The following is an 18,572-nucleotide window of genomic DNA, read 5'->3' on the forward strand; positions in this document are numbered from 1 at the left end:
AACATCCGGTCAGTCCAAGGACTTGTCCGGATGTTTTGCTTTCCTGAATCCAGAAAACCTGATTTATGCATTGGCATTGATAAACGCATTGATCTTTTCTACCAGCAGATTCGCATCGATCCCATGTACCATGGCTGCCTCTTCTAATGTTTCACCCTGGGAAGCCGGGCAGCCAAGGCAATGCATTCCGATTTCCATGAGAATCGGTGCCACATCTGGATTTACACTTAACAATTCGCCAATTGTCATTTCTTTATTTACCATAATTCATTAATCCTCCTTTATCTTCCACGTAGTTTTTATTATATCTGCTTTCTTTCATTGTGTAAACATTTAAAATAAATTTCTCGTTAATTTCTGGTTATTTATTTGTCAAGTTTCTTTTCCTGTTTTTTCGACAAAAACTCATTTTTATCATTTCTTCACAAAACATTCGTTCTTTTATTTGACGTAAGTAATCCACCAAAAACCGGGATATCCATGTGGATAATGTGGATAAGTTTTCAAAAACTTTGATTTTTCCACCTTTTTCATGGTTTTTTATGTGGATAACTTGGATAAGTCTTTTTTACAAAATTTTCCAGGTTTTTACAAATTTGTGTAAATTGTACATTATTTCGATTTTCGAAACATTACATAAGTTATTAAAGAAAAAGTGGACAAGAAAGGTAGCAAATACGCCCTTTCTTGTCCGTTTTCTACTCTATTCTTCTTAATTTTTCTACAATGCTTCCTTTATTCCACATACGGTCGATCACCCACGCAATTCCTGCTGCCAGAAGGCTGCATATAAGGGCCGCCTCAAATGCAGGAAGGACTGATAAAGAGTACCTGGCAAACCACCAGTTAGATACGATTGCTTTTACTGCAGTAAGCGAAACTGCCGCACTGGCTGTTATACCTACTGCCCCGGCCAGGAGGGCGTACAGGACACCTTCATAGATGAACAGCTTCTTAAGCTGTCTCTGGCTCATGCCGATACTCCGCATGACAGCAAACTCGTTCTGTCTTGCAATCGCTCCGGTCAAAATGACATTGATAAGATTCAGGATGCCGATCACGGCAAAGACCGCCGCCAGTACGATTCCCACGATCCGATAGGTACTCTGTATCTCATCGAACTCTCTTTCTTCCGACAATCGGGTGATCATGCTGCTGTTCAACTGGGATGTGATCTGTTCTGCCTCGCTGTTTACCTCGGCAAACGTACCTTCCTCGGCATCAAATGCACAGACCAGCGGATCTGTATCATTCGGGAATATAGCCTGAAACTGTTCCTTTGAAAACACAACCGCCTCATATCCTCCCAAAGAAGAATCCAGTGTCAGATTATGCACTGCACCTGCCACAGCAAGCACTTCATACTCCTTTTCTTCCCCGCCAATATCCAGCCGGATTTTATCACCGGCATGGAACTCCTGAGACTCTTTCGCATAGAGGCCGTCATCTCCTAAAAATCCTGCCATGATCACGTAGTTTCCGCTGTTCAACTTGTCATAATCCAGTTCTCCTTCTATCAATATCACATCATTCAGAATATTTCTGCTCCACCCGTAAGCTGTACGGCGCCAGTCAAACTCTGAAACTGCATTTCCAAATTCTTCTTTTGTGCCTTCGGTTACAATATTCGTCCTTTTCCCGTTAATCTCTGTAATATTGATCAGGGACCCCTGCTCGATGTCCGTAACCTGTTCCGGCGGAAGAATATGGCAGTATACTTCCCCAAAATTTTTTACATTTTCCATTTCACTTAGCTTTCCGGAAAGCTTCGGATTCAGTGTTTTTGTATAATCATCTACACTGAAATTCCCATAATTTCCGCTGTGCACAATAAAATCAGTCACTGCGTTCCGGCGGACATATATCTCTTTATCAAAGCATCCTGTCGCACCAAGTACGCTGTTCAAAAGAATAAGGCTCAAGGCGATGCTCATGACCACAAGGACTGTCTTCCCTCTGTTTCGTTTTAAATTTGCCGACGCCATCTGGAAAATCCGATGATGGGAATCTCTGCCTTTCTTTTTGGCTTTGCCGCCTTCCTCACCGTCCTGATATCGCAGCGCTTCCACAGGAGATACTCTGGCTGCCAGCTTTCCGGGGCGGCCGCAGCTGATCCACACGGTAAGAAAGGTAAAGGCTGCCGACACCACCCACACAGCGGGATGGGGCATGATAAATACAGACTCTCCCACTGTTGTACTTGCCATGATAAGGGGCAGAAGTACATTTCCAAGAAGCCAGCCTAAGATAAGCCCTGCCGGAATCCCTGCCAGCGCCAGAAGATATCCCTGCCGCTTTACCATATATTTCAGCTGCTTCGGCGAGGTACCGATCGTTTTGAGCTGACCGTACAGCCGAATATCTTTCAGTATAGAAATGCGAAATATGTTGTAAATAATAAGATAGCCTGCCAGGAGGATCATCAGTACTCCAAAAACCGCCGCTGCTATCATTCCGCCTCCCATTTCATTCCTGTTCTCATAGGCCGGATTCGTGTGATGGACCACAAATCCCTCTTCTCCTCTTTCTGCGTCGGGATCAAATCCGGCGTTGGCGATCACCGTGTTTAACTGGCCTTCCACATCCTCATCCGTAGCAAAGCTTCCGCGGATACAGTAAGATCCCGGGACGCTGGCGTCATGGGCGATGGTGCTTTCATCAATCTTCTTTTCGAGGAATGCCTCCGACACCATCACTTCAGCAGTCTGTTCATATTTTTCTCCCTCCCAGTATCCGCTAAGCGTCATAGGTTCTTCTTTTACTCCCTCATCCGTCAGATACTGTATGTTCACCTTTGTTCCTGTTTCCTCCGGGATCCCCAGAAGCCGCAGAATCTCCGTATCACAGGCAAACTCGTATTCTTCCTCGGGCATATGCCCTTCCTCAATTTCCATATAACTGTTCTTTGCATAAGTTTCCTCCATCCACGCCATGTTGACACTGATGTCCATAAGCTCCGGATTCACTATCTTCCAAAGTACCCGCTCTACACTCACGGTTTCCCACAACGGATCTTCCATAAGCTCTTTCGTTTTTTCAGCCGTTGTGAATTTAATCGAAGCCATAAATCTTGTTCCCGACTGGCGGATCGTCTGCTCCCGCACACTAATCTGAGTCCCCTGGAGAATGGTCGCTACTGCCGTAAAAAGGAGGGCCGTCAGCATAATGGCAAGAAGAGCAATCGCATTGCGGATTTTATTTGCTTTCAGACAGTTGTTGGATAACGTCCGGATAAATTTTTTATTGTCATTTTCTAAAAGCATCTCTATTCCTCCTCTATCCCAGATTCTCCCTGACAGACGGCGCTCCTTTAACGATCCTTCCATCTTCGATGCGGATCATCCTGTCAGCCACCTGAGCAATTTCAGGATTGTGTGTGATCATTACCAACGTCTGGTCAAATTCCGTACTTGTCATCCGCAGAAGTTCCATCACCTCCAGGGATGTCCTGGAGTCCAGATTTCCTGTAGGCTCATCCGCCAGGATGATCGCCGGCTTGCTGGCAAGGGCTCTTGCGATCGCCACCCTCTGCTGCTGTCCGCCGGACAGATTATTCGGCAGATTTTCCAGCTTTTCTTCCAGGTGCAGCATACGGATAATTTTTTCCACATACTCCTTATCCACCTGATTCCCGTCCAGCTCAATAGGAAGGACGATATTCTGATACACATTCAGAATCGGAACCAGATTGTAATTCTGAAATACAAATCCGATATTTCTCCTCCGGAAGATAGAAAGCTGCTCATCGTTCATCTTGGCAATCTTTTTTCCCCGAATAATAATTTCGCCAAAGTCCGGCACATCCAGACCTCCCAGCATATTCAGAAGCGTAGATTTTCCACTTCCGCTGGTTCCAATGATGGAGACAAACTCTCCCTGCCCCACTGCAAGGCTGACACCGTCCAATGCTTTTGTAATGTTGGGCTCTTTTCCATAATATTTTTTCAGGTTCTGTGCTTCCAAAATATAGTTCATAATTCTTCTGTCCTTTCTGTCCTGCGATTTTTCCTGTGAAGGAAACCTCCGTTTTCTACATCATAAAAAAAGATTATCTCAAACTGCTCTCAAAAATATCACAGTTTCGAGATAATCTTATGACTTCTGTCTGCCTTATCCCTCAAAAGTCTCCGGTACATCAGCAGGCAAATGCAGAGAAAAGACAGATCCGATCCCCTGTCGGGACAACGCCTCTACAAATCCTTTTTCCTGCATAATAATCTGACGAGTCAGATAAAGTCCGATTCCCACACCCTCTACATCATTGCTTTCCTTTTCCCGGTAAAACCTTTTAAAAATATTGGGAAGATTATCTTCCCGAATCCCTCTTCCCTCATCCTCCACACGGATCCTCACAAAATAGTCCGTCCTGTCAGCTCTGATCCGGATCCTGCTGCCCTTCCCGCTATATTTTACCGCATTATCAAGAATATTGGCCAGCGCTTCCACTGTCCATTTTCTGTCAAACAGCGCCTCCAGGTTCTCACTGCATTCCACCTCTATATCTATCTCTTTTTTCTCCGCTTTCAAAGCGATGGTGCACACTGCCTGAAAAATCAGGTCGTAAACCTTATTTTTCAGCGGTTTTACTTCTATCAGTCCTGTCTCCAGCCTGGACATTTTTATCATAGTCTTCATGAGAAATTCCAGCTTATCAATCTGCCTTTCCTCTGCCTCTATAAATTCCCCGGCTTTCTCAGGCTCCTGGGCCGCCAGCTCATGATACATGCGCAGATTGGCAATAGGCGTCTTAACCTGATGGGAAATATCGCTGACAATCTCTTCCATCTGTTTTTTTTCTTCCCATCTCTGATCTGCCTGTGCCTGCATAATCTCGTAGACCTGTCTCATTTTGACCTGTATTCTTCCGATCAGTGTCTCCTTTTCTTCCTCAAAGGCAATCTCCTTATCTCCGCTTATCATGCGATCCAGTGTATAGGAAAGCTTCCGACTGTATTCCGTCAGATTTTTTCTTGTCAAAAGCATCGCCAGCACGGCGAGCAAAAGTATGATCAAAGCAGCTCCCAGCAGGGTTCCCGCCACAATCAATTCCATACCCGGCCTCATATTTCCATCCCCCTCCACTGGTATCCCATGCCGTACACCGTCTTAATATATTCGTGCCCGCTCCCTTCCAGCTTTTTCCGAAGACGGTTGATATTGACTGCAACAGTATGTTCATCTACAAAACTGCCTGATGTATCCCAGATTTTTTCCAGTAAAAGCTGCTTTGTCACTGTCCTATTTACAGTCATCAGTCTTAAGATCCGAAATTCCGTCGGTGTCAGCAGGAGTTCCCTGCCGTTCAGTCTGGCCTGCAGATTTTCAAAGTCGATAAGAAGCGCATCATCCCGGTATACAGAGTTCTCTCTTCTTTGCTCCTGTCGGCCGGTTTTGCGAAGCGCCGCCTCTATTCTCCGGCGAAGGATCGGCATATGAAAGGGCTTTGTGATATAGTCGTCCGCTCCGCAGTCAAATCCTTGCAGTTCATCCTGCTCCATATCCCTTGCCGTAAGAAAAATAACCGCTGTCTCCTTTTCTTTCTTCACCTGCCGGCAAAAATCAAATCCATCTCCATCCGGAAGATTTCCATCCAGCAAAATCAGATCTACTTTATTTTCTTCCAGATATAACATTCCTTCCGATAAAGAAAAAGCTGGATATACCCTGTAATCATGCATTTCCAGGTCATATACCAGCCCTTTGTTCAAATCTTTGTCATCCTCGATCAACAATATGCGTTTCATCTGGTTTCCCTCATCCTGCTAATGATATCTTGTGCAATCCCATTTTATCATCCTGCAAATGCGCCTGACAAGGGAAACTTTCATTTACAATACCCGTCGAACGGTCTTTATGCTCATGCAGGTTGCAGGAATGACTCCGATTCCTTTTGAAGGATTGATGGCATTTACTATCTGTCCATCTCCCATATAAATTCCCACATGTCCTTCGTACAGGATCAAATCCCCCGGCAATGCCTGGTCATAGCTGATGCCTGTACCCACATTTTCCTGATCCCAGGTAGTCCGCGGAAGGCTGATCCCAAAATGTGCATATACAGATTGGACAAAACCGGAACAGTCTGCTCCATTTGTAAGGCTTGTCCCTCCCCATACATACGGATTTCCGATAAACTGACAGGCATAATCTACAATTGCCTGTCCGGTACTTGATGCAGCCTGAGCCGCCTTGGCAGCTGCCGCTTCCCGGGCTTGTCTTTCTGCCTCTGCCCTTTCCTGTGCAGCTGCGGCGGCTTCTGCTGCTTCTCTTGCCAGCCGTTCCTCTTCCTCCTGCCTGGATTCGGCGTAGCGGAAGGGCTCCTCTTCTGTCTGGCCTTCAGAATTTTGTATGAGTTCCTGGGCTTTTTGCTGTGACTTATTTCCTATTATAATATAGTCTGTATATACATACCCTGTTACGGAACCCGACCGAATTTTTGTCCATTCTCCTACTGGTCCGATAATCTGGGCTGCATAATCCGTATACAACTTTCCTACCCATTCACTCTGTGTCGTTGGTTCACTTCGCACAAACAGAAAAGTATCTGTCCCCACGTTTGTGAACGCCATATCTGAATACTCTCCTTTTTCTGTCGGCACTAAATAACTCTCCACATTAATCTTTTCATCTGACGCGTAACAGTCATTTAATACCGCTTCAATTCCCACATTCGGAAGCGCTGCTTCTGTATCTTTATCCGAATCAGCTGCTTTTGCTGTCTCCCCGGAAATTGAAATTACTCCTGCCAAAGTAACTAAGAACAATCCTCTTTTAAGATTAGAATTCATAAACAACCTCCTCGATCTTTCGTTTATGTTTTCTTATCTTTTGTAAATATTACAGAATTGTTACAAATGTTACGATATGATTATATCAACCGTATTATGCATTGTCAACTGAATTTCTTTGAATTTTCTCTACATTTTATTATGTTTTTCTTAATATTTCTCTCTTTTTCAGTCGTAATTTGTTACAATTTGTTAAATTTCAGATTGTACAAATCAAAACAAAAAATGAACTGCCTAAAAAAGAGTTGACTTTTCCTCATAAAGATGTATAATTTAATTACAGTAATAATTATCATTATTATATAATTCACATTGCATTTATTAACTAGGAAGGGAGGATGCATCATGGCAAATTTGAAATACAGCCGTCAGCGTGAGGCGATCAAAGAATTTCTCGCCAGCACAAAAGAACATCCCACTGCCGATACTGTCTATATGCATGTGCGCGAAGAATTTCCCCGCATCAGTCTTGGTACGGTATACAGAAATCTCAATCTTCTTGCCGATATGGGCGAGATCAACAAGATCACGACTCCTGACGGGGGCGACCGGTTTGATGGTACGATAGAACCTCACTATCATGTTATCTGTACGTCTTGCGGCAAAGTAATTGATTTATATATGGAACCTCTGGATTCCATTGACAAACTTGCTGAAAAGTGTTTTGATGGTTCTATAGAGTCTCATACTGCAATGTTTTTCGGAACATGCGGCGATTGTTTGAAAAAGAAAACAAAATAACTATTGACAATGCAGATAAAAAGTTGTAAATTAATATTAGTAACAATTACTAATATTAAAAATAAAATAAATCATAAGAAAGGAAGAAAGAACTATGAAAAAATTTGTTTGTACAGTATGTGGTTATGTTTATGAAGGAGAAGCTGCTCCGGCTGAATGTCCAGTCTGTCACGCACCGGCTGAAAAATTCAAAGAGCAGACAGGAGAAAGAGAATGGGCTGCAGAGCATGTTGTAGGTGTTGCTCAGGGCGTTAGCGAAGACATCCTTGCAGACTTAAGAGCAAACTTCGAAGGAGAATGTACAGAAGTTGGTATGTATCTGGCAATGGCTAGAGTTGCTCACAGAGAAGGATATCCGGAAATCGGACTTTACTGGGAAAAAGCTGCCTGGGAAGAAGCAGAGCATGCTTCCAAATTTGCTGAACTGTTAGGAGAGGTTGTGACAGACAGCACAAAGAAAAACCTGGAAATGCGTGTAGATGCTGAAAACGGAGCTACCGCTGGAAAATTTGATCTTGCAAAACGTGCAAAAGCTGCTAACCTTGATGCAATCCATGACACTGTTCATGAGATGGCAAGAGATGAAGCTCGTCACGGAAAAGCATTTGAAGGACTGTTAAAGAGATACTTTGGCTAAAAAACGCTGGGCTGCAGGATAAGTTTTTTTCTGTAGCCCTTTTTATCATTCTTAATCAGTCACTTTACAAAAATCCATTATCACTTACTATAAACAAAAGGAGGATCAATTATGTCTAAATATGCAGGAACAAAAACAGAAAAGAATTTAATGGAAGCTTTCTCAGGAGAATCACAGGCACGCAACAAATATACATATTATGCAAGTGCTGCAAGAAAAGCAGGATTTGTCCAGATGGCGAACATTTTTGAAGAAACTGCAAATCAGGAAAAAGAGCACGCAAAAATGTGGTTTAAAGAATTTCACGGAATCGGTGATGTTGCTGAAAACCTGAAAGATGCCGCTGCAGGCGAAAATTACGAATGGACAGACATGTATAAACGCATGGCTGAAGAAGCAAGAGAAGAAGGATTTGAAGAGCTTGCTGCAAAATTTGAGGGTGTTGCAAAAGTTGAAGCGGCTCATGAAGCCCGCTATCAGAGACTTCTGGATCACTATACAGCAGGAGAAACTTTCAAAGGCGACGCTCCTCTTGGATGGAAATGCGGAAACTGCGGATTCATTTATTATGGAGAAGAAGCTCCGGAAGTTTGCCCGGTATGTGCTCATCCGAAGGCTTACTTTGAAAGAAAAGCCGAAAATTACTAAAGCAAAGCTGTAGAAAAATATTTTTCTTGTAAACGGCCTTCAGTCAAAACCCCTGCTCCTCTTTTCGAGGGCAGGGGTTTATAGCGCTGTTACAAATATTCTGCCTTTTCTCCTAATGCTTCAGCACTCCTGTTCTCTTTTCCTGCTTCAGCATAAGACCGCTCCTAAGAAGAATAGGACGCACTGCATTGTAGAGGACAGATACGAGGACAGTAGATACTACCGCATTGACAAATGTTGTGGCTGTGCTCCATTTTGCAAGCACTTCTGCCATCTGCTGCGGCTGTCCCAAAATGTACATCTTATAAAAATATCCTACCAGCGGATCTGCAATGACATTAAATCCAAGTCCGGCAACCGCTGCAATTGTACTCCATTTAAAGACATACGCCTTATCGTCACTTTCATTGATCTTTGCTATTCTGTGAGCAACTAATCCCACGATCAGACCAATACACAGTTTAAGGAAAAATGTTTTCGGGGCTCCTGTAATGTAAATCGGATCCATGATATCTGCAATTCCCATTCCGATCGCTCCTGCAAGCCCACCGTACCAGCCACCCAGAAGAAGCGCTCCCAGTACGCAGAATGCATTTCCAATATGGAGCGATGTGGCGTCACCGCCCGGCATTGGAATTTTTATCTGTAGATATGTGAATGACACATAACACAATGCTGCAAGAATCGCTGTCTGTGCTAGTTTTGTAACCGTCTGATTTTTTTGTTCCATTTCGATGCTTCCTTTCTCTGTCGTTTTCTTTCCTTTTGATGTGTCTATCATATCACCAGAGTGGATTTGTAAAAATAGCCAGTTATTTACTTTTTAACCAGTCCAGTTTTAATATTTCGATTTTCAAAATATTTCTTAAAATTGTTGCATTTTTGGCGTAAGCGTATATAATATATGTATATGGATAATATAGTTTTAAAAACTACTTATTATGTTTTATATTTCTAGGAGGTAAAGATTATGACACAAATGATCAAGTCACACGTAAAAGATCCTGGAAGCGCAATTACACACTTCATTGGAATGCTGATGGCAATTTTTGCTGCTGTTCCCCTGCTGATCAAGGCTGCTCATGAGCCGGGACGCATTTATATTATATCCATAGCAGTATATGCAGTAAGCCTTATTTTGCTATATGCAGCAAGCACCACATATCATACCTTTAATCGTTCCGAAAAGATAAATACTGTTTTGAAAAAAATTGACCATATGATGATTTTTATTCTTATCGCCGGAAGCTATACTCCTATCTGTCTTCTTGTACTGAAAGGAAAAACCGGTATTATTCTTCTGTCCATTGTATGGGGAATTGCTATTCTTGGAATTGTTTTAAAGGCATTTTGGGTATTTTGCCCCAAATGGGTATCTTCCGTTTTGTACATCGGAATGGGTTGGACGTGTGTGCTGGCATTTACACAAATTCTCAATTCCATGTCACCTGCTGCATTCGGTTGGCTGCTGGCCGGAGGAATCATCTATACTATTGGCGGAGTAATATATGCACTGAAGCTTCCTCTTTTTAACAACCGTCATAAAAATTTCGGAAGTCATGAAATTTTTCACATTTTTGTTATGTTAGGAAGTGCATGTCACTTCGTTGTCATGTATGCATTCGTCCTGTAAGCCGGTTGAATAAATTGTACCGAACGAAAAGCCAGAGGTTACAAATTGATATGCTCCCCTTTAGGTAGACAGTTGAAATAATAAAACTGTTTATCTGGAGGGGAGTTTTATTATGCCCAGAGGAATATTACCAGAAGTGAAGCTGCAGGCCGTAAAAGATTATATTTCAGGAAACGGATCCTATCTATCACATGCCAATGAACTTGGAGTGGATGAAAGCGTTTTTAGAAGATGGGTTAACAAGTACAAAGCATCCGGAGAATCCGCTTTCATCAGAACAGGACACAGTCAATCTTATTCAGCCTCCTTTAAAAAATGTGTTGTTGAAGCGTATCTAAACGGAGAAGGATCTTACAGGAAACTGGCAGTCACCTATAACATTCCTTCCGAAATTACAATCAGACAGTGGGTTTTGAAGTATAATGGACATGAGAAGCTGAAAGCTTCTGGAACGGGAGGAATTGCTATCATGACCAAAGGAAGAAAAACTACCTTCGATGAACGGGTTGAAATCGTACAATACTGCATCGCCCATGATCATAATTATGCCAAGACAGCAGAACAGTTTGGGATTTCTTACCAACAGGCACGTAATTATACAATAAAATACGAGAACCAGGGAGTGGAGGCTCTTCGTGACAGACGCGGAAAACGAAAACCAGAAGCAGAAATGTCAGAACTCGAAAAGCTGCGGGCAGAAAACCGGATCTTACGCGCAGAAAAAGAACACGCACAAATGGAGGCGGATTTCCTAAAAAAACTTGCAGAAATCGAAAGGAGGCGGGGCTGAGCCGGCAAAGGAACAAACACATTTATCAGGTGATCAAAGAGGATCATGAAGAACACCATTACCCGATCCGGTCCCTATGTCAGCTTGGCAACATTACAAGAGCGGCTTACTACAAATGGCTGAACCGTATAGAAACAGCAAATGACCGGCTGAACAAACAGATTTCCGGCCAACTGGAAGCAATCCATCAAGAACATCCAGACATGGGATATCGGAGATTGAATGACAAACTCCGTCACGATAACGGCATAAAAGTAAATGATAAGAGGATCCTGCGCATATGCAGAAAACAGCAGATAAGATCAAACTTGAAATATCGTTATGACGGCTGCACCCGGCCATCGAAGAAACCAGCTTTTATAGCAGAGAATGTTTTAAACAGAGACTTTCATGCAGATAGCCTGAACAAGAAATGGGTAACGGATGTAACAGAGTTTAAATATGGCACTTCATTTGACCATATCCATAAGCTTTACCTGAGTGTGATTCTGGACTTATGCGATCATCGTCCCGTTGCATATGTGTTAAGTGATCACAATAACAATCAACTCGTATTTGATACTTTCGATCTGGCAGTAAAGAACAATCCGGGAGCTCATCCGATCTTTCATAGTGACCGGGGATTCCAATATACCTCCCGTGTATTTCACCAAAAGCTAGTAGATGCGGGGATGACACAGAGCATGTCCCGGATAGCGCACTGTACGGATAATGGACCTATGGAGGGATTCTGGGGGATACTAAAACGCGAAATGTATTATGGGAAGAAGTATCATACCAGGGAGGAGCTTGTAGAAGCGATAACGTCATATATAGACTATTACATAAATGACCGCCCGCAAAGGTGCCTTGATGTATTAACACCGTTTGAATTTCATGAACGGTTATTAGCCGCATAAATATTGCCCGGCTTGTGCCGGGCAACACAAAAATTTTATATTTTTTTCATTGTCTACTTGACGGGTAGCACACCAAATTCCTCCGGCTTTTTTTCTTTGTCTTCTTTCTGACATTTCCTTTCAATAAGCTCCAGCTTCTTTTTTCTTCCCATATGTTTGATCTCATATTCCCGACGCATGGCCTCTTCCTTTGTCTCATATATCTCATAATATTCCAGAGTTACAGGCCGTCTGCTTCCGGTATATTTTGCACCTTTCCCCTCATTATGGGCCTGGAGACGTTTCGCCAGGTTGTTGGTCCATCCCGTATACAACGAACCGTCCTTACATTTTAAAATGTATGTATAATTTGTTTTCGACAAGTTTTCCACTTGCTTTTCCCCCATCTTTTGACAGTTTATCCACATCTTTTCCACATTTTGCACCTCTATTATAACGAAACACACCGTTTTTTTCAAATAGGGACACCGTAAAACGCAATTTTGCCCACCGTAAAAGGCAGTTTGGGACGTAACACTTTTAAAAAGCAATGTCATTAAGTTTAGAAATTAAGATTCGAAAAGCATGGAACAAGAAATATTCCATGCTTTTTTGATGAAAACACTTGACAAATCATACAAAATTTGTGGCGAAGCCATTTGAATATATACTTTTTTGGAGGTTTCAAATGGCTGATTATTCCCTTATCACAAAACAAAAATTAATACACATTATGAAAAAAATGTCCCGTAGTTCTGATTCTTATGTAAAACGTCCCGGAAAAGATTTTTCCCGTTCCAGAAAAATTTCCTTTTTTGATACCTTACGTTTCCTTCTTTCTTTAGGCGCTAAGTCTTTGGATAAGGAACTTTTGGACTTTTTCTCCTATCGCCCGGATCTTCCTACCTCTTCCGCCATGCTGCAACAGCGCGGCAAACTCAAGCCCAATACTATGAAAGTCCTCTTTTCTGTTTTTACGGCCTCTCTCCCCAAACATTCCAACTTCCATGGCTATCATCTTCTTGCTGCTGACGGTTCAGAGCTCTCCTTCCCGGAAAATAAAAAAGAACCTCTCTGCCATCGAAAGATCCCTAACACACAAAAAGGGAAAAACGCAATCCATCTAAACGCTTTATACCATCTAAACAGCGGTATTTTTGATCAGGTCCTGTTTCAGCCTGTCCATGAAAAAGATGAACACTCCGCCCTTATTACCATGCTGGCACAAACGGAAATTTCCAGCAAAGTCATCCTTACTGCCGACCGGGGATATGAAAGTTATAATACCTTTGCACATATCTTGGAAAAAGGATGGAATTTTGTGATCCGGGGACGGCAGGGAGACAGGGGGATCCTTTCCAGTTTAGCCATTCCCGATCAGGAACAATTCGATGTGGAATGTCCTGTCGTCATCTGTAAAAAACACTGCCGTGGCACCAAAGAACAGCCGGAACTCTACAAACGGATCCGATCCGGTGCAAAGTTTGACTTTTTTACGGAAGAGCAAACGGAATATCCGATGAAACTACGAGTGATAAAGTTGAAAGTAAACGAAGATCTTTCCGAGATCCTTTTTACGAATCTGTCCAAAGAAGAAATGCCCGTTGGAATGCTCCAGGAACTCTACCGTATGCGTTGGATGATAGAGACAGCATTTTCCCAGCTAAAATATAATCTTGGGGCCAGTGCGCTTCATTCAAAAAGAATAGAGTATGTCCTGCAGGAACTGTATGCAAAAGTCATCATGTTCAATTATTGTAAAAGCATCCTGTTTCACATCTCGCTTCCCCAAAAAACATCTTGGAAATATGATTATCAGATCAGCCTGAGTACAGCAGTAGATATCTGCTTAAAATCATGGCGCTGTCCAAATGGGACAGCGCCGCCAGATGTTGAAATATTACTGCTTAAATATAAAGTCCCAATAAGAAGGGAAAGAAGTTTTCCCAGAACACCTTCCCCAAAAGCAGTGATCTATTTCACTTATAGGATAGCATAAAAGGGGAAAATACGGAACAGGAATTTGAAGCAGACAGCGGTCTGCTTTATCGGTCTGCATAAAAGAATGACAGCGTAGATTTGGATATCAACACTGTCTTTCTTTTGAGGACTCATTTTCTAAACTTAATGACATTGCTTTTAAAAAGTGTTACGTCCCAAACTTACTCCATAAACGTTACCGGATCAATTGGCTGTCCGTCTTTTCTCATTTCAAAGTATACATTGCAACCCTCAACACTGTAATATTTTGTAGGCTGGCTCACATATCCCAGTACCGTCTTGGCCTCCACATAATCTCCGGTATTAACAGTCACATCTTTCAGCTGGCCGTAAAACAGCTCATATCCGTTCCCTATATCAACGTTTACTGTTGTCCCCGTCTCGGCATTTTCATCAATGGATTTTACTACTCCCGCCGTACTGCTGATGACCTGGTCTCCTTCAGCACCGGAAATGATCAGTGCCGGATTGTATTTGTACTGATCCAGTGTAGAAAAGTATACGGTCTCGTCCATACTGTAATTCATCAGTACATTTCCGTCTACCGGCCACAAAAGCTTACTGCTTTCTGTAAAATTTACAGACGAGCTGTTTCCGGCTGTCTGCGCAGATATCCCTGCAGAAGATGAGCCGTTTTCTCCGGCTGTCCCATCTGTATTTTCTGAAATTTGGGCGTCTTCCTGTTCCTCTGACTCTTCTGCAGCGCTGCTGCCGGCAGCAGTGGGATCTTCTTCTGTATTGATCACAAGATTACTGCCTGCCTCTTCTTTTGTTCCATCCTCCGGCTCTTCCTCCCGCATATCTTTTTCCTTTGTCTCATCCTCTGACAATGCCAGCTCCTGCCGCTTTGCTTCCTGATAATCCCGAAGCGTATATGTTCCAACCATGATAATTGCGGCTACAAAGCAGACAGCGATTCCAATACCGGCACCCTTCCTCTTTTTTGAAGGCTTTTGTCTTTTATTCATATTCATCACCTCTGGCTATATTTTTGCCAGAAGCTGATATCATTATTCTGTATTACCAGAATTTCTAATAATTTCCGCAACCTCCCTTATTTCTGTTCCTTCAAAAAAATACTGCAGGATTTCTTCCGTTGCTTTTTCCTCTTTCGCCATCTCATTTGCCGTATACTGGCTAAGTCCCAGACCATGACCGACTCCCCGGGTTGTAATGCGCATTTTCCCATCATACTTCTGGAGAATAAAGCAGCTGGAATCTAATTTATACTTTTCCCGAAATTCCTCGCCGCTCATAGTCTCCTCTCCCACTCGGACACTGGTGACATAGCCCGCCGTATCCGTTTCTTTTATTTCTGCGTCCATGTCCTCTGTTGTGACTGTCCTGATCTGGTCTTTTGATTCAATATCGAGGGGACATTCTTTGATTTTCAAATAAGGATAATCCTCGCTGCCCAGCACTTCTTTCCCATCCCTTGTACTGCCGTTTGTCAGCCTGGTAAAAGGTGTGTTTGCCAGTTCTTCGCCGTACATTACAACTTGTCCCTCTGTCTCCTGCCAGGCATTTTCCATTTTTCGGTAATATTCGGAAAATTTCCTGCTCCCCCACTCTTCTTTCATTTCTTTTTCTGTCCAGAAATCGTCTGCAAGAACTGCCTCGCTGCCTTCTTCCTTCAATTGCTTGTATACGGCAGTCCGGACAAGTATTGCCTGGACTTTGATGGCCTCCTCTTCGTAGGATGCCGGAATCTCCTTTGCCATCCTGCCAATTCCGTATTCATCCAGAGGAAGCTGTATTTCTTTTTCCCCCTGCTTTACCATAACCTCCATTTCGTCTGCCGGAGCCGCTGTTTCTATTGATGGCCCGTTTAGGAAAACGGTCACTACATAAGGGAGCAAAACAATAATAATGATATAGCATCCCATTTTTTTCAACTTCTGCCGCATAAAATAAACCCTCCCATACCTTAATGTATGAGAGGGTTATCTCTTTTATACCCTTCAGGATTCCTGACCTTTTAAATCTCCACTGTCACCTTATCCAGATGCCAGATATCATCCACGTATTCCTGAATCGTACGGTCAGAGGTAAACTTACCGCAGCATGCTGTATTAAGAAGAGCCATTTTCGCCCATCTTTCTTTATCCTTATACGCCTCTTCTACTTTCTTCTGTGCCTCGGCATAAGCGCGGAAATCTTTCAGGATAAAATACATATCTGCCTTTGATCCGTCTTTCGGACAGAGAAGAGAATTATAAAGATCCCGGTACATCTCGTGATCTCCGTTGGAGTAAGTTCCATTGATCAGCTGATCTACCACTTTGCGGATATCCGGATCGCTGTTGTAAATATCCTGCGGATGGTAACCGCCGTTATTTTCATAATTGATGACTTCTTCAGAGCTTAATCCGAAAATAAAGGCATTCTCCATTCCGACTTCTTCCACAATCTCTACATTGGCTCCGTCCATAGTTCCAAGCGTAGGCGCTCCGTTCAGCATAAACTTCATGTTTCCTGTTCCGGAAGCTTCTTTTGATGCTGTGGAAATCTGTTCGCTGACGTCTGCTGCCGCAAAGATGATCTCTGCATTGGAAACACGGTAATCTTCAATAAATACCACCTTCAGCTTTCCGTTAATGCTGCGGTCATTATTGACTATATCAGCTACAGAGTTGATCAGCTTGATGATCTCTTTTGCCCTGATATATCCTGCGGACGCCTTTGCTCCGAAAATAAAGGTTCTCGGGAAGAAAGACATCTCCGGATGTTCCTTGATCTGATTATACAGGTACATAACATGAAGAATGTTGAGAAGCTGTCTCTTGTACTCATGCAGCCTCTTTACCTGTACATCAAAAATAGAGCGTGGATCCACTTCGATTCCGTTATGCTTCCTGATATATTCTGCCAGACGTACTTTATTTTTATATTTAATATCCATAAATTCTGCCAGCGCTTTGGAATCATCCGCATATTTCTTCAATCCGGACATAAGTGACAAATCTGTGATCCAGCCTTTTGTACCTATTTTTTCTGTTACCCAGTCTGCAAGGAGAGGATTTCCATGCATCAGGAATCTTCTCTGTGTGATTCCGTTTGTTTTATTATTAAATTTCTCCGGCATCATCTCATAGAAATCGCGCAGCTCCTGATTTTTCAAGATCTCTGTGTGCAGTCTTGCCACACCATTGACAGAAAAACCGGCAACAATGGCAAGATGAGCCATTCTCACCTGGCCGTTGTAGAGGATTGCCATCTTACGGACTTTCTCCTCATTGCCCGGATATCTTTCCCTTACCTGAATAAGGAATCGGCGGTCGATCTCCTGGATGATCTGGTAAACACGGGGAAGCAGTCTGGAGAAAAGGTCGATAGGCCATTTTTCCAATGCCTCTGCCATGATCGTATGATTTGTGTAAGCACATGTCTTTGTTGTAATATCCCAGGCCTCATTCCAGCCGAGCTCCTCTTCATCGAGAAGGATCCTCATAAGTTCAGCTACTGCCACCGTCGGATGTGTATCATTCATCTGGAAGATCACTTTCTCCGGAAGTTTATGAATATCATCATGTGTCTTTTTGTATTTTGTAATGGCAGCCTGTATGCTTGCTGAAATAAAGAAATACTGCTGTTTTAAGCGAAGCTCTTTTCCTGCATAGTGATTATCGTTAGGATAGAGCACCTCAACAATGGTTTTTGCAAGATTTTCCTGCTCTACTGCCTTGTGGTAATCTCCTCTGTCAAAGGAATCCAGCTGGAAATCAGTAATAGCCTTTGCATCCCAGATTCTTAACGTATTGACATGGTGGTTTCCATAGCCCACGATCGGCATATCATAAGGAATGGCAAGTACAGATTCATAATTTTCCTGTACAAATTTCGTCCGGTTTGTAGAATCATCATATTCTACGCGGATATTTCCGCCAAAACGCACTTCCTTGGCATATTCTTCCCGGCGAAGCTCAAATGGATTCCCCTCTTTCAGCCAGTTATCCGGAGTCTCTACCTGATATCCGTTTTCGATCTTTTGTTTGAACATACCATAGCGGTAGCGGATACCGCATCCGTATGCCGCATATCCAAGTGTTGCAAGAGAATCAAGGAAGCAGGCAGCCAGACGTCCAAGACCGCCGTTTCCAAGCGCCGGATCCGGCTCCTCATCCTCAATCACGTTCAGATCGATTCCCATTTCGTCCAGCGCCGCTTTCACTTCTTTGTAAGCAGTCATATTGATCAGGTTATTTCCAAGCGCTCTTCCCATGAGAAATTCCATGGACATATAATATACTGTTTTTGGATCATCCTTTTTAAACTGATTCTGTGTTGCGATCCAGTCATCAATAATAACCTCTTTTACCGCATAGGACACAGCCTGAAAAAGCTGCTGCGGAGTCGCCTCCTCTATTGTTTTGCGGTAAAGAGTCTTTACATTATGCTTTACCTCTTTTTTAAAAGTTTCCTTTTCAAATCTCGGATTATACATGATTATCCTCCT

At 42.9% G+C, this 18,572-nt stretch carries 18 protein-coding genes; 7 read left to right on the forward strand and 11 right to left on the reverse strand.

Going from position 1 to position 18,572, the window contains the following annotated elements; translation table 11 throughout:
* Positions 1-63 precede the first annotated feature (63 nt).
* The 6 genes from EUBC25_RS06790 to EUBC25_RS06815 form a co-directional block, all read right to left on the reverse strand.
* Complete coding sequence (locus tag EUBC25_RS06790; protein ID WP_230107409.1) at positions 64-264, reverse strand: DUF1858 domain-containing protein; 201 nt, start codon at positions 262-264, stop codon at positions 64-66.
* A 434-nt stretch (positions 265-698) separates the two neighbouring features.
* Entirely contained in the window at positions 699-3,263 is a 2,565-nt protein-coding gene (locus EUBC25_RS06795; RefSeq protein ID WP_230107410.1) for an ABC transporter permease, read from the reverse strand.
* Between the two features lie 13 nt (positions 3,264-3,276).
* Complete coding sequence (locus EUBC25_RS06800) at positions 3,277-3,975, reverse strand: ABC transporter ATP-binding protein (protein WP_230107411.1); 699 nt, start codon at positions 3,973-3,975, stop codon at positions 3,277-3,279.
* Between the two features lie 135 nt (positions 3,976-4,110).
* Complete coding sequence (locus EUBC25_RS06805; protein WP_230107412.1) at positions 4,111-5,052, reverse strand: sensor histidine kinase; 942 nt, start codon at positions 5,050-5,052, stop codon at positions 4,111-4,113.
* Between the two features lie 8 nt (positions 5,053-5,060).
* A complete protein-coding gene (locus EUBC25_RS06810) occupies positions 5,061-5,744 on the reverse strand; it encodes a response regulator transcription factor (protein ID WP_230107413.1) in 684 nt (227 codons plus the stop codon).
* 84 nt (positions 5,745-5,828) lie between these two features.
* Positions 5,829-6,788 carry a C40 family peptidase gene (locus tag EUBC25_RS06815; RefSeq protein ID WP_230107414.1) on the reverse strand — a complete coding sequence of 320 codons (960 nt, stop codon included), beginning with the start codon at positions 6,786-6,788 and terminating at the stop codon, positions 5,829-5,831.
* A gap of 345 nt (positions 6,789-7,133) precedes the next feature.
* On the opposite strand from EUBC25_RS06815, the gene EUBC25_RS06820 reads away from it, so the two are divergent.
* From EUBC25_RS06820 to rbr, 3 genes are all read left to right on the forward strand, one after another.
* Positions 7,134-7,529 carry a Fur family transcriptional regulator gene (locus EUBC25_RS06820; RefSeq protein WP_230107415.1) on the forward strand — a complete coding sequence of 132 codons (396 nt, stop codon included), beginning with the start codon at positions 7,134-7,136 and terminating at the stop codon, positions 7,527-7,529.
* Positions 7,530-7,623: 94 nt separating this feature from the next.
* Positions 7,624-8,166: an NADH peroxidase gene (locus EUBC25_RS06825; protein ID WP_230107416.1), complete on the forward strand. Its 543-nt coding sequence runs from the start codon at positions 7,624-7,626 to the stop codon at positions 8,164-8,166.
* Between the two features lie 111 nt (positions 8,167-8,277).
* Positions 8,278-8,814 carry a rubrerythrin gene (gene rbr, locus EUBC25_RS06830; RefSeq protein WP_230107417.1) on the forward strand — a complete coding sequence of 179 codons (537 nt, stop codon included), beginning with the start codon at positions 8,278-8,280 and terminating at the stop codon, positions 8,812-8,814.
* 112 nt (positions 8,815-8,926) lie between these two features.
* Here the strand turns inward: rbr and EUBC25_RS06835 are convergent, their stop codons facing one another.
* Positions 8,927-9,544, reverse strand: coding sequence for an ECF transporter S component (locus EUBC25_RS06835; protein ID WP_230107418.1), 618 nt, complete (start codon positions 9,542-9,544; stop codon positions 8,927-8,929).
* A gap of 249 nt (positions 9,545-9,793) precedes the next feature.
* Between EUBC25_RS06835 and trhA the strand changes: the two genes are divergently transcribed.
* The 3 genes from trhA (at position 9,794) to EUBC25_RS06850 (ending at position 12,136) form a co-directional block, all read left to right on the forward strand.
* Positions 9,794-10,447 (forward strand): PAQR family membrane homeostasis protein TrhA, encoded by a 654-nt coding sequence (gene trhA, locus EUBC25_RS06840; protein ID WP_416386676.1) that lies wholly within the window; start codon positions 9,794-9,796, stop codon positions 10,445-10,447.
* Between the two features lie 112 nt (positions 10,448-10,559).
* Positions 10,560-11,237 carry a transposase gene (locus EUBC25_RS06845; RefSeq protein ID WP_230107420.1) on the forward strand — a complete coding sequence of 226 codons (678 nt, stop codon included), beginning with the start codon at positions 10,560-10,562 and terminating at the stop codon, positions 11,235-11,237.
* Positions 11,238-11,266: 29 nt separating this feature from the next.
* On the forward strand, positions 11,267-12,136 hold the full coding sequence (locus tag EUBC25_RS06850; protein ID WP_230107421.1) for an IS3 family transposase: 870 nt from the start codon (positions 11,267-11,269) through the stop codon (positions 12,134-12,136).
* A gap of 53 nt (positions 12,137-12,189) precedes the next feature.
* Here EUBC25_RS06850 and EUBC25_RS06855 read toward each other — a convergent pair whose 3' ends face one another.
* Positions 12,190-12,522, reverse strand: a complete 333-nt coding sequence (locus EUBC25_RS06855) for a GIY-YIG nuclease family protein (RefSeq protein WP_230107566.1) — start codon at positions 12,520-12,522, stop codon at positions 12,190-12,192.
* Between the two features lie 281 nt (positions 12,523-12,803).
* Here EUBC25_RS06855 and EUBC25_RS06860 point away from each other — a divergent pair, with 281 nt between their 5' ends.
* Positions 12,804-14,114, forward strand: coding sequence for an IS4 family transposase (locus tag EUBC25_RS06860; protein WP_230106013.1), 1,311 nt, complete (start codon positions 12,804-12,806; stop codon positions 14,112-14,114).
* Between the two features lie 163 nt (positions 14,115-14,277).
* Here the strand turns inward: EUBC25_RS06860 and EUBC25_RS06865 are convergent, their stop codons facing one another.
* The 3 genes from EUBC25_RS06865 to EUBC25_RS06875 form a co-directional block, all read right to left on the reverse strand.
* Positions 14,278-15,084 (reverse strand): M23 family metallopeptidase, encoded by an 807-nt coding sequence (locus EUBC25_RS06865; protein ID WP_230107422.1) that lies wholly within the window; start codon positions 15,082-15,084, stop codon positions 14,278-14,280.
* Between the two features lie 42 nt (positions 15,085-15,126).
* On the reverse strand, positions 15,127-16,023 hold the full coding sequence (locus tag EUBC25_RS06870) for a SpoIID/LytB domain-containing protein (RefSeq protein ID WP_230107423.1): 897 nt from the start codon (positions 16,021-16,023) through the stop codon (positions 15,127-15,129).
* 71 nt (positions 16,024-16,094) lie between these two features.
* Positions 16,095-18,560, reverse strand: coding sequence for a glycogen/starch/alpha-glucan phosphorylase (locus EUBC25_RS06875; RefSeq protein ID WP_230107424.1), 2,466 nt, complete (start codon positions 18,558-18,560; stop codon positions 16,095-16,097).
* Between the last annotated feature and the right edge of the window lie 12 nt (positions 18,561-18,572).

This window comes from Claveliimonas bilis (assembly GCF_020892095.1).
Taxonomy (GTDB): Bacteria; Bacillota; Clostridia; order Lachnospirales; family Lachnospiraceae; genus Claveliimonas; species Claveliimonas bilis.